This window comes from Methylophaga sp. UBA4204 (genome assembly GCF_002379485.1).
Taxonomy (GTDB): Bacteria; Pseudomonadota; Gammaproteobacteria; order Nitrosococcales; family Methylophagaceae; genus Methylophaga.
On sequence record NZ_DFTU01000011.1, the window covers coordinates 25,365 to 37,159 of the forward strand.

At 46.4% G+C, this 11,795-nt stretch carries 13 protein-coding genes; all 13 read right to left on the reverse strand.

Going from position 1 to position 11,795, the window contains the following annotated elements; all coding sequences use genetic code 11:
* Positions 1-409 (reverse strand): urease accessory protein UreE (gene ureE / locus B3182_RS01555; protein ID WP_292751270.1); only part of this gene is annotated, 409 nt, incomplete at its 3' end.
* A gap of 23 nt (positions 410-432) precedes the next feature.
* Entirely contained in the window at positions 433-2,151 is a 1,719-nt protein-coding gene (gene ureC, locus B3182_RS01560) for an urease subunit alpha (protein WP_292354401.1), read from the reverse strand.
* Positions 2,148-2,456 (reverse strand): urease subunit beta, encoded by a 309-nt coding sequence (locus tag B3182_RS01565; RefSeq protein ID WP_292354399.1) that lies wholly within the window; start codon positions 2,454-2,456, stop codon positions 2,148-2,150. The genes ureC and B3182_RS01565 overlap by 4 nt, the downstream gene beginning before the upstream one ends.
* Before the next feature lie 11 nt (positions 2,457-2,467).
* Positions 2,468-2,770, reverse strand: coding sequence for an urease subunit gamma (ureA, locus tag B3182_RS01570; RefSeq protein ID WP_292354397.1), 303 nt, complete (start codon positions 2,768-2,770; stop codon positions 2,468-2,470).
* Positions 2,771-2,797: 27 nt separating this feature from the next.
* Positions 2,798-3,676, reverse strand: a complete 879-nt coding sequence (locus tag B3182_RS01575; protein WP_292354395.1) for an urease accessory protein UreD — start codon at positions 3,674-3,676, stop codon at positions 2,798-2,800.
* A 120-nt stretch (positions 3,677-3,796) separates the two neighbouring features.
* Entirely contained in the window at positions 3,797-4,486 is a 690-nt protein-coding gene (urtE, locus tag B3182_RS01580; RefSeq protein ID WP_292354393.1) for an urea ABC transporter ATP-binding subunit UrtE, read from the reverse strand.
* A gap of 21 nt (positions 4,487-4,507) precedes the next feature.
* Positions 4,508-5,254 carry an urea ABC transporter ATP-binding protein UrtD gene (gene urtD, locus B3182_RS01585; RefSeq protein WP_292354391.1) on the reverse strand — a complete coding sequence of 249 codons (747 nt, stop codon included), beginning with the start codon at positions 5,252-5,254 and terminating at the stop codon, positions 4,508-4,510.
* Entirely contained in the window at positions 5,254-6,420 is a 1,167-nt protein-coding gene (gene urtC, locus B3182_RS01590; RefSeq protein ID WP_292411611.1) for an urea ABC transporter permease subunit UrtC, read from the reverse strand. Before urtC ends, urtD begins: the two co-directional genes overlap by 1 nt.
* 14 nt (positions 6,421-6,434) lie before the next feature.
* Complete coding sequence (gene urtB / locus B3182_RS01595) at positions 6,435-7,358, reverse strand: urea ABC transporter permease subunit UrtB (protein WP_292354387.1); 924 nt, start codon at positions 7,356-7,358, stop codon at positions 6,435-6,437.
* Positions 7,359-7,473: 115 nt separating this feature from the next.
* A complete protein-coding gene (gene urtA / locus B3182_RS01600; RefSeq protein WP_292354385.1) occupies positions 7,474-8,724 on the reverse strand; it encodes an urea ABC transporter substrate-binding protein in 1,251 nt (416 codons plus the stop codon).
* A gap of 63 nt (positions 8,725-8,787) precedes the next feature.
* Positions 8,788-9,144, reverse strand: a complete 357-nt coding sequence (locus B3182_RS01605; protein WP_292354383.1) for an FmdB family zinc ribbon protein — start codon at positions 9,142-9,144, stop codon at positions 8,788-8,790.
* Positions 9,145-9,160: 16 nt separating this feature from the next.
* Positions 9,161-10,384 (reverse strand): formamidase, encoded by a 1,224-nt coding sequence (gene fmdA, locus B3182_RS01610; RefSeq protein WP_292354381.1) that lies wholly within the window; start codon positions 10,382-10,384, stop codon positions 9,161-9,163.
* Between the two features lie 46 nt (positions 10,385-10,430).
* Entirely contained in the window at positions 10,431-11,549 is a 1,119-nt protein-coding gene (locus tag B3182_RS01615; RefSeq protein ID WP_292751274.1) for a porin, read from the reverse strand.
* Positions 11,550-11,795: the final 246 nt, after the last annotated feature.

Consider the following 11,795-nt stretch of genomic DNA (forward strand, 5'->3'; position numbering starts at 1 on the left):
TTGGTTCAAAAGGCGCCTGTAATTCTTCAACCTGCACCCCTAACCCCAACAACATATCTTTGAGAACTGAATCCGTTTCCAGCTTCAGCCATCCATCACCAATTTCCAGCGGAACATGACGGTTCCCCAAATGATAAGCGGCTCGGGTTAAAGCCTTTGAAGTAGTAGCGGTTACTTTCATCACGGCCTGTTCGGCAGCAATTACTTCAATAATTTCACCGCTATCCGCCTGCAGAAAATCGCCTCCACGTAAAATCGTGCCACGCTGCATATATAACGCGGCTTCCGTGCCTGATTGCAAGGTCACACGAATACGGCTTTTCTGCCGTAAATCGAAACTCAGACTGACCACATCGGCAATGACCGTATCGCTATGAATATGATCCAGTTTGGTGGAAATCGATAACATTTTTGAACCTTGCCTATAAATTGCTAAAACAGGAAATAACGCTGCGTCATAGGCAGTTCAGTCGCCGGTTCGCAGATTAATAATTCACCATCTGCCAACACCTGATAGGTTTCCGGATCCACCTCAATTTTGGGCGTGGCATTGTTGAGCACCATATCTTTTTTACCGATATTACGGCAGTTTTTTACTGCCACCAGCGGTTTCTGTAAATCCAGTGCTGCGACCGCAGGATTGGCCAAGGCCGCTTCTGAAACAAAGGTTAAAGAGGTTTTTAAGGCTTTGCCAAAACTGCCAAACATCGGCCGATAATGCACCGGCTGTGGTGTGGGAATTGATGCATTAGGGTCGCCCATCGCTGCTGCGGCAATCATGCCGCCTTTTAATATCAGTGACGGTTTCACGCCAAAAAATGCAGGGCGCCATAACACCAAATCAGCAAATTTACCGGCTTCAATGGAACCGACTTTATGGGAAAACCCATGAGTAATCGCCGGATTGATGGTGTATTTGGCAATGTAACGTTTCACCCGGAAGTTATCTGCATCACCATCACCACGCTCGGCATCTTCTTTCAAAGGCCCTCGCTGTACTTTCATTTTATGCGCAGTCTGCCAAGTGCGAATCACCACCTCACCAACACGCCCCATCGCCTGCGAATCAGAAGACATAATGGCAAACGCACCGGTATCGTGAAGAATATCTTCTGCAGCAATGGTTTCCCGGCGGATACGCGATTCAGCAAACGCCACATCTTCAGCAATCGAAGGATCCAGATGATGGCACACCATCAACATATCCAGATGTTCATCAATGGTATTGATGGTAAATGGTCGTGTGGGATTGGTGGACGACGGAATAACATTCTCGGCTGAGATAGCTTTGATAATATCCGGCGCATGCCCTCCACCAGCACCTTCGGTATGAAAGGTATGAATGGTGCGATCTTTAAAGGCCGCTATCGTGGTTTCAACAAAACCTGATTCATTCAGCGTATCGGTGTGGATGGCTACCTGAACATCCATCTCTTCGGCCACCGATAAACAATTATCGATAGCAGCAGGGGTGGTACCCCAGTCTTCGTGCAATTTCAGGCCGATAACGCCAGCTTCGATCTGTTCTCTGGCTGGCTCAGGCTGCGACACATTGCCTTTGCCGAAAAAACCCAGATTCATTGGAAAGGCCTCGGCGGCTTCCAGCATCCGGTGAATATGCCATGGTCCCGGCGTACAGGTGGTGGCATTGGTCCCGGTAGCCGGTCCAGTGCCACCACCCAGCATGGTGGTGATCCCAGACATAAGGGCTTCTTCAATCTGCTGCGGACAGATCCAGTGAATATGACTGTCGATACCCCCTGCGGTAAGGATCATGCCTTCGCCGGCAATGACCTCGGTACCGGCACCCAATGGTATGGTTACATCAGGTTGAATGTCCGGGTTTCCGGCTTTGCCAATGGCCCAGATATGCCCATCTTTAAGCCCTACATCCGCTTTGATAATACCGGTAACAGCATCGACTATCAGGGCATTGGTAATCACGGTATCAGCAACTTCAACTGAGACTTTCTGTGATTGCCCCATGCCATCGCGGATGACCTTGCCACCGCCGAACTTAACCTCTTCACCATAGGTGGTGAGATCCTGTTCGACTTCAATCCATAATTCTGTATCGGCCAGCCGGATTTTGTCGCCCACTGTCGGACCAAACATTTCGGCGTAGGCTTGCCGATCAATTTTCAGACTCATGATAAAGCTCCCATAACTCTGCCGGCAAAACCGTAAACCTGACGCAAACCGGACAACGCAACCAATTCGACGGTGCGGGTCTGGCCGGGCTCAAAGCGGACAGCTGTACCCGGAGCAATATTCAAGCGAAATCCATAAGCCTTTTCGCGTTCAAACAGCAAAGCATCATTGACTTCAAAAAAATGATAATGCGATCCAATCTGCACCGGCCGGTCGCCGCTATTGGAAACATCAATGGTGATCACCTCACGACCTACATTCATCTGTAAATCGCCCGCTTTTACTCGCATTTCTCCGGGAATCATAGTCAGTGTCCTCAGATAATTGGGTTATGCACGGTGACCAGTTTGGTGCCGTCAGGAAAGGTGGCTTCGACCTGAATTTCCGGCAGCATTTCAGCAATACCCTCCATCACATCATCCAATGTCAGTAAAGTCGCACCATAGTCCATTAGTTCCGCAACCGTTCGGCCATCTCGTGCCCCCTCCATAATCGCCGCCGAGATATAGGCAACAGCTTCAGGGTAATTCAGTTTCAGGCCTCGGTCTTTTCGTCGCTCGGCCACCAGTGCCGCAGTAAAAATAAGTAATTTATCTTTTTCTCTAGGAGTCAGTTCCATTGCTTTTTCAACCTTGTTTATCTTTGTCTAGGTAGCCCAAATGCGAGGCCGGATAGCTGATCGCTTGCCATACCACGGACGCAGGCAGTGCCATAATTTTTCAAAATATATTTTGGCTTCCTGGGCACAGGGACCAATATAACGTGCGGTGAATATATCCGGCAGTGCTGAAACGCCATAATCCGCTGAAGAATCAATCTGAATGTCCTGACAGCTTTGCAGGATCTCTGCCGGCGTAGTGCCAGCGGCCACCACAAAACTGCCAAAAACCACTTGATTACGTAATCCGGCCATTGAACGCAGTACTCTGCTATCGGGATCCAGTAATGCAGATTCATTCCAGATTAACCTGCCTTCACGTTTAATCAATAACTTTTGACGAAAACGCCCGCTACCCCAACGTTCACCACTGGCCTGCCTGCCCAGGCAAACGACTTCCCAGCCAGCAAATACTGCTGTTTCACTAAGATTAACCTGAGTATTAAGTGCGACATCAGCGCCATCAAATACGATATTTTCCTGTGGCAGCCATTCTAATTGGCCATTATCATCAATCGTCATCTCAATCTTCTGACTGGCTTGGCGACCGGCTGATTTATACCATTTGGTGGCACCCGGGGTGGTCAACAGTGCAGATGATTCAGTTTGCATTTGCACCGTCAATTGCAAATTATCGCCACCTGCCACACCCCCGGGAGGGTGGATAATAACGCCATGGGCAGGATTAGCGCCTTCAGGATAGAGAATTTTCTGAATCACCAACGGCCCATGATGCTGACGGCGGGCAAGGATGGTTTTGTTGGAGCGGCTATCGAACAGCAGTTTGAGACTGGCATCCCAGCCAGTCATCAATTGATTAATTACCGGTTTATCAATTTGTTGTGTTAATTCTGAGCGAACATTCATGCCAACACACTCCTTCATGTTGGACATTGATAAGCATATTTGTCTGCCTGGATCTGCTGGTCTTTCATAGCTGCCTTTGTTGTAAACCTGAAATATCAACAGAACCTAATAATATTTGTCTTAAACCGTCAAATATTTCTTTATCGTGTCGGCATCAACGTCGGCTCGCATATCTTCATGAATGAACTTACCTTTTTCAATCACAATAATACGGTCTGCCACTTCCATCGTAAAACTCAACACCTGCTCAGAAACGATAATGGTGATTTCACGCATTTTACGAATTTCATTTAAGACCTTGGCAATATCTTTGATGATTGAAGGCTGAATACCTTCCGTCGGTTCATCCAATAGTAATACTTTTGGATTGGTCACCAAAGCACGGGCAATCGCCAACTGTTGTTGCTGACCACCTGAAAGGTTACCGCCCTTGCGGTGACGCATATCATGTAATACGGGAAACAAGGCGAATATCTCATCCGGAATATGTTTCATTTTCGACACCTGCAGACCGGTTTCGATATTTTCCTGCACCGTTAATGTTGGAAAAATCATTCTTCCCTGTGGCACATAAGCAATCCCATTGGCAACACGGTTGTGACTTTCCATACTGCCAACATCAGTCCCTTCGATACTGACTTTACCTGATTGACTGGGCAGGATCCCCATGAGGGATTTGAATAACGTGGTTTTACCCATGCCATTGCGTCCCATAATGGCCAGCGTTTCATTTTTAGCGACGTTAAAGCTGATGTCATGAATAACCTGGCTCTGGCCGTAACTTACTTGTAAATTTTCTACTTCAAACATGGTTAATCTCCCAGCTTAAAATCAATGCCCAAGATAGACTTCAATGACTTTTTCATCCGCCTGAACATTGTCCATCGTCCCCTCAGCAAGGATTTTGCCTTGGTGCAGAACGGTGACTTTACGGGCGATTTTTTTCACAAACTCCATATCATGCTCAATCACTATCACGGATCGATTCTGGCAAATCCGGTTGAGCAATTCGGCGGTTTCATCGCGTTCTTTGGCGCTCATCCCGGCGACTGGCTCATCCAGCATCAATAATTCCGGATCCTGCATCAGTAACATGCCAATCTCCAGCCATTGTTTCTGACCATGACTGAGAATCGCCGCTTCAGTCTCAAGAAAGTTTTCCAGCTGGATTTCTTTGGCTACCTCATTAACGCGTTTAATCACTTGTTCAGTGGTCTTGAAAAACAGGCTGCCAAATACCCCACGTCCTTCTGGATAAGAAACTTCCAGATTTTGGTACACCGTCAGGTTCTCGTAGATAGATGGCGTTTGAAATTTACGACCAATACCCGCCCGAACGATTTCATGTTCGGCCATCTTGGTCATTTCTTTGTTTTTAAAATTGATCGAACCGGAACTGGATTTGGTTTTGCCGCATATCAAATCCAGCAAGGTGGTTTTACCCGCTCCGTTTGGGCCGATAACCACTCGCAATTCGTTTTTATCGATATACATTGTTAACGTATCGACTGCTTTGAAGCCATCAAATGAAACCGTGAGATCTTCAATTGCCAGCAAAAAATCTGTTGTAGTCGTCATTATTTAGCTCCCTCGGTGGTGGCTTCAGATTCAATCTTCGTGGCAGATTTCTTTTCTGATTGCACTGGTTTATCAAATAATGGCTTTAGAAACTTCACTTTAGGGGCATATTTGTTGTAAATACCCGCCAAACCATTCGGGAAGAACATCACCACTGCGATAAACAACCCGCCCATCAGGAATAACCATAATTCAGGGAAAGTTTCAGAAAACGCCGTTTTACCGTAATTCACTAGCAATGTGCCGTAGACCACACCCACCAAGGACATTCGGCCACCGACAGCAGCGAAAATAACCATTTCAATCGAAGGCACGATGCCGACAAAAGACGGAGACATAAAGCCTACCTGTAAGGTAAACATCGCTCCACCGATGGCCGCAATGACGGCTGAAACACAAAATATAAAGATTTTGAAGTTCGAGACGTCATAGCCTGAAAAACGCACTCGATCTTCCTTGTCTTTCATCGCCAGAAGCAGTTGTCCTAGTTTGCTGGTGAGAATGAATTTACTCACCATAATGACGCCTAACAGCAAAATGGCATTGATAAAATAAAGGATATATTTAGAAGAATCGGCACGTATATCCCATCCATTTAGGGTTCTCAAATCGGTAATACCATTAATACCACCGGTAAACCCTTGTTGCCCCACAATTAACACCGTTAGAATCACAGCGATAACCTGCGTGATGATGGCAAAGTAAACCCCACCAACCCGACGTTTGAACATCGAATAACCGATGATAAAGGCAAAGATCGACGGCACCAGAAGGATAGCTATCAAGGTAAAGGTGAAACTTTCAAAAGGAATCCAGAACCACGGTAACTCGGTCAACTGATTCCAGTCCATAAAGTCTGGAATGCCTGGTGTAGTCTGAATACTAGTACTTTCTGGGTCAGAGGCTTCGAGTTTCAAGAACATGGCCATCGCATAACCACCCAGTCCAAAAAATATTCCCTGTCCCAAACTGAGAATACCGCCATACCCCCACAACAACACCAGACTGACCGCTGCAAACGCGTAGGTCAGATATTTTCCGACCAGATTTAACCGGAACAAGTCTAGTGCCAGAGGCAACACCACTAAAATCAGCAGTGCCAGAACACCAATGGCAATCGCCCCACTCTTACCACCTAAAAATCGCTCATAGACAAAATTCATCATTTATCTCCTGCTGGTTATTTACGAACTTTGATTGAGAACAAACCTTCAGGACGCATCATCAAAATGATGACCAAAGCCAGCAAGGTAAATACTTTCGCCATAGATCCGCTGATAAAGAACTCCAGAATGGATTGCGCCTGAGCAATGGTGAACGCTGAGGCAATGGTGCCGAACAGACTGGCTGCCCCACCAAACACAACAACCATAAAGGTATCAACGATATATAAAGAACCTGATGTCGGTCCTGTGGACGCAATGGTAGTAAATGCTGCACCGGCGATACCGGCAATACCGCAACCCAGCGCGAAGGTCAATCGATCAACCTGTTTGGTATTAATACCGACGGCACCACTCATAACCCGATTTTGTGTAGTAGCCCGAACATTCAACCCCCAGCTGGAGCGATACATCAGCAAAAACACACCGAGAGTGACCAATGCGGTCAGACCTAATACAAACATGCCGTTAATTGGAATAAATATCGTTTCTGTTGGCATCCAAGACCCCATCAACCAATCCGGTAAGGCTGGACTGACTTCACGTGCCCCAAAAATTGAACGAAACGACTGTTGCATAATCAGGCTCAGTCCCCAAGTTGCCAGTAAGGTGTCCAGAGGGCGTTTATAAAGATGCCTGATAAGCACAAATTCTGTGATGTAGCCAAATAGCCCGGCTACCAGGAATGAAACTAATATTGCTAATAAAAAGTAGTAATCCATGAATGCTGGAAAATAGGTTTCCGTCACTACGGAGAGAAGGTAAGTTGTGTAGGCTCCCATCGCCATAAATTCGCCATGGGCCATATTGATTACGCCCATTTGTCCAAAAATAATTGCCAATCCAAGCGCCATCAGCAGTAACACACTGAACAGGCTGAACCCGGCAAAGCCCTGCATGGCTAGAATTGAAGTCAATTCCTGTATTGAATACTCACCCATAACGGATACTCCGTAACATTTACTCGTTAATCAAAGGTTGGACAACCTTTCGCTCTTCTGTCACTTGGCAGGCTGGTCAACGACCAGCCTGCTTTTGCGAACGTTCTATTTCGATTTATTGGTAACCTTCTGGGAATGGGTTTGGCTCAATCAGATCAGAGGTATAAACCACTTCTGCCTGACCGTCTTTGTTCCATTTACCGATACGGGTTTTGCTCCATAAATGATGATTAGGATGCAGTTTGACGTAACCTTCAGGCGCTGTAGTCAGCTCGATATCACCTTCTTCAGATGCGGCGACAACTTTATCCACATCAAAACTTCCAGCTTTCTCGACTGCTGCTTTCCATAACCATGGGCCAAGGTAAGCGGCCTGAGTCACATCACCGATAACGCTGTCTTCGCCGTGCATTTCTTTAAATGCTTTTACAAATGCAACGTTGTTCGGATTGTCCTGACTTTGGAAATACTTCATAACAGAGTAGAAGCCTTCCAGATTTTCACCACCGATACCCAACACTTCATCTTCGGTCACCGACAGGGTCAACAGCGTTTGTTTATCTGCTGTAATACCGGCAGCATTCAGCTGTTTGAACCAGGCCACGTTACTACCACCTACAACAGCAGCGAAGATAACGTCAGGCTTTTTCAAACGGATTTTGTTGATAACTGAACCAAACTGAGTATCACCTAAAGGTTTGTACTCTTCACCGACCACTTTACCGCCAAGTACTTTTTCGATGTGGATACGAGCGATCTTCATTGAAGTACGTGGCCAGATGTAGTCCGAACCAATCAGATAGAACGTTTTGGCACCTTTTTCTTCAGCAACCCAGTCCAGACCAGCAAGGATCTGTTGGGTAGCTTCCTGACCGGTGTAGATAACGTTTTTGGATTGTTCCAGTCCTTCATAGAAAGTCGGGTAATACAATAAACCGTTTTCTTTCTCAAAAACTGGCAAAGCCGCTTTACGTGATGCCGATGTCCAGCAACCGAAAACTGCCGCTACATTATCATTCACCAGTAACTTTCTGGATTTCTCAGCAAATGTTGGCCAGTCACTGGCGCCATCTTCCTGAATGATCTCAATCTGGCGGCCGAGGATACCGCCACTTTCATTGATCTGTTTGATAGCCAGCTTTTCCGCTTCCTGGGCACCGGTTTCACTGATCGCCATGGTGCCGGTTAATGAATGCAAGATCCCTACTGTTACAGTGTCATCTGTCACTGCAAGTCCGGTTGTGTTGACTTCAGCAGTCGGATAATCCGCTGCCATTGCACTACTGGTAATAAATCCAGCAGCCACCATTGCACTTAACAGTGCTCCGGTTTTACCTAAAAATTTTCGTCGACTGAAGTAACTCATCGTGTATCTCCTGTTAGCAAATTTAGAGTGAACAGCGTTGTTCCGAACGGTTTTTCTTGGCGCTCAATGTCCGAGCATCCAGGGTCTTGCGGTTTTCTTTGTCTGCATCATCAGGCCGTTGGGATTGCTTTTGGCCTGTGCTGCCGTTTTGGCTTTATCGGTGGAATCGGTTTTACACGTGTGCGTTCCTGAGCAACCACAGCTGGAACGTCGCACTTGTTTAGGTTCATGGGCAGACTTTTCATTGCGTTCTTTGGCCACCCGAGTGTTTCGGTCCATCAAGGCGAGATAGGGGGCGGAAATAATCCGCACCGCCATCTCGCCACACTCCACACATTCCACCGAGTTACCGGCTTCGCTCATTTTGCGAAGCGCGGTGAAATCGCCACAATGCTCACATCGGTAGTCATATATCGGCATAACGTGATATCCCGTCTTAAGAAGTCGAACTTAAATCAAAACCCTGAGTGACAAATTGCGATGGGCCATCTGCCGTAGGGTTAATATTGAAATCAAAGATTTCTGTTGGGATCCACAATGTGGCACATGCATTCGGAATATCCACCACACCACTAATATGACCTTGAACTGGGGCGGTACCTAGAATGGATAGTGCTTGCTCACCGGTGTAACCGAATTTCTTAAGATATTCGATGGCATTCAGACAGGCTTGACGATAGGCAACATGAACATCCAGATAATGTTGTTTACCTTGTTCATCGACTGAAATCCCTTCAAACATCAGGAAATCGCTGTAAGTCGGTGTTAAAGGACTGTTTTTGAACAGTGGATTTTTAATACCGTATTTCTTCACGCCATCTTTAATCAGGCTGACTTTGATATCGATATAGCCGGCCATTTCGATAGCACCACAGAACGTGATTTCGCCATCACCCTGAGAGAAGTGAAGGTCACCCATCGATAAACCGCCATCTTTCACATACACCGGAAAGTAGATTTTTGAACCTTTGGTCAAATCCTTGATATCGCAGTTACCGCCATGCTCACGCGGTGGTACGGTACGAGCACCTTCTTTTGCCGCTTTAGACGCTTCATCACCCTTCAAACGGCCCATCACAGCAGCCTGTTCATTAGGTGGTAATGCCAGAGGAGGCACACGATCTGGTTCGGTTGAAATCAATTCAGCTTCACGTTTGTTCCATTCCGCCAACATTTCTTTCGATGGCAAACAACCAATCAAACCAGGATGCATAATGCCGGCGAATTTAACGTTCGGCACATGACGTGAAGTGGTGTAAATACCGTGGAAATCCCAAATGGATTTACGCGCTTCAGGGAAGTGGTCGGTTAAAAATCCACCGCCATTTTCTTTGGAGAAGAAGGCATTAAACCCCCATTGTGAATCTTCAAAAGTGCCGACATCTAAAATGTCTACCACCATCAAGTCACCGGGCTCTGCTCCCTCAACACCAATTGGGCCACTGAGATAGTGGACTTGTAACAAGTCCACATCACGAATGTCATTGGCACTGTCGTTGTTACCGATCTGGCCACCGGTCCAATCCATACATTCCACACGGAATTCATCGCCCGGTTTCACCATGGCAATCATCGGAATATCAGGATGCCAACGATTATGTATTTGTCCGTCCTGTTCCCAGGGTTTTTTATCTAAATCAAGTTTTACTAAGGTTTTCATCGGTATCTCCTACGTTGAAGAAACGTTTTGATAGGTAATATTTGGATTAAAATTGCAGCTGCATTGAAACGACGAATTGATCTTGATCCGCTAAACCTTGTCTTTCCAGGTCGCGATAAACGGCGGTAACGGATGCGTTGTAGCCATCAATGAAGTAGTTCACCCCAAAATCTGTACGCTCGGTTTCGCCAGCATCAGAATCAAAACTTTGGTAGCGAACGAATGGCATAAATTGGCCCCAACCAACTCTTTGGTTGAAGATATAGCCGGTACTGACGTAATAGGCTTCACCTTGCTCTGAAAGGAAGACATCATCCGTGTCATAGTCGAAGTAGGCGGCCTCAAGAGATACCGCACCCGCGGCAAGTTTCTTCTCTACCAGAAGATCCACTGTCCATTGAGAGTAATCACCAACTTCAGTTGCTGAAGCTGAACCATCGCCTTTATGACGGCCTGCCAAACCTATAGTGAAAATATCTTTGGTACCGAGATAGTTACCTGTACCGTAATAACCTGGCTCTTTATCCCAGAAGCTGTATTGCAAACGCCCGGCATACATCAGGTCATCGTCTTGATCGGCATTATCGGTAACGTCTCCCACACCACTGAATTCAAAAATCTTGTCGGCTTCAAAAGCACCGAATGAATAAGCCAATCGTTGGTCAAATGCCGTGGCAACTAAAGCCACACCATCATCACGACCGATAGTGCCGCCATTCCAGCCATATCGAGCTGTAATGTTTGCCCAATAACCATCACCTGATGTGTAGTAAGGCCCAGCCATATTGGCGCGGCTGCTTGGTGACAGGAAACGACCTGCCCAAATCGCCATATCTGGGGTAAATTGGAAAATACCGGCAGCGTCAATAATCTGGAAAGAATCATTACCACCTGATTTTTCAGAGTTGAACATACCTTTGATGTATTTATTTAATGAACCTGAAACATACAAACGGGCACTGTCCAGTTCAAAATCATTAGAATTGCCGCCATCATTTGCCGCATCTTCAAGATTGCTATAGCTGCCACGCATACCAAATCCAACACTGACATATTGATCTTCACCAAAGGTAATCGTGCCAGCAGCATGACTAGTTGCCACAGGGGCAAGAGTAGCGGTTGTGGCCAAGGCGACCAGGTATGCGACTTTGTTCATTTTTTTCATTTTTCTTCTCCCGAAAAACTCACCAGAATTAAAGCGTTGTTGTTGAATTCGCCTCGGTGCTCATCAACCATTAAGTTCGAGAGCCATACTAGTCAGCTGGGTCTAGTGCTTAAATACGTCAAATTGCGTACATGGGTTACGTAGGGTTTCAGTTACTCTGAGAACACACTTTCAAATAACAGGTTGTTAAGGAGGAAAAATGAAACGCCAAAGCATTCACGTAATCGGTTCGCTGATTTTGTTCAG

Coding starts and splice junctions, on each gene's coding strand:
- urtB (WP_292354387.1), bottom strand. CDS start 7,358: ATGGGTGAGTATTCAATACAGGAATTGACTTCAATTCTAGCCATGCAG.
- urtC (WP_292411611.1), bottom strand. CDS start 6,420: ATGATGAATTTTGTCTATGAGCGATTTTTAGGTGGTAAGAGTGGGGCG.
- fmdA (WP_292354381.1), bottom strand. CDS start 10,384: ATGAAAACCTTAGTAAAACTTGATTTAGATAAAAAACCCTGGGAACAG.
- urtA (WP_292354385.1), bottom strand. CDS start 8,724: ATGAGTTACTTCAGTCGACGAAAATTTTTAGGTAAAACCGGAGCACTG.
- B3182_RS01615 (WP_292751274.1), bottom strand. CDS start 11,549: ATGAAAAAAATGAACAAAGTCGCATACCTGGTCGCCTTGGCCACAACC.
- urtD (WP_292354391.1), bottom strand. CDS start 5,254: ATGACGACTACAACAGATTTTTTGCTGGCAATTGAAGATCTCACGGTT.
- B3182_RS01565 (WP_292354399.1), bottom strand. CDS start 2,456: ATGATTCCCGGAGAAATGCGAGTAAAAGCGGGCGATTTACAGATGAAT.
- ureA (WP_292354397.1), bottom strand. CDS start 2,770: ATGGAACTGACTCCTAGAGAAAAAGATAAATTACTTATTTTTACTGCG.
- urtE (WP_292354393.1), bottom strand. CDS start 4,486: ATGTTTGAAGTAGAAAATTTACAAGTAAGTTACGGCCAGAGCCAGGTT.
- B3182_RS01605 (WP_292354383.1), bottom strand. CDS start 9,144: ATGCCGATATATGACTACCGATGTGAGCATTGTGGCGATTTCACCGCG.
- ureC (WP_292354401.1), bottom strand. CDS start 2,151: ATGAGTCTGAAAATTGATCGGCAAGCCTACGCCGAAATGTTTGGTCCG.
- B3182_RS01575 (WP_292354395.1), bottom strand. CDS start 3,676: ATGAATGTTCGCTCAGAATTAACACAACAAATTGATAAACCGGTAATT.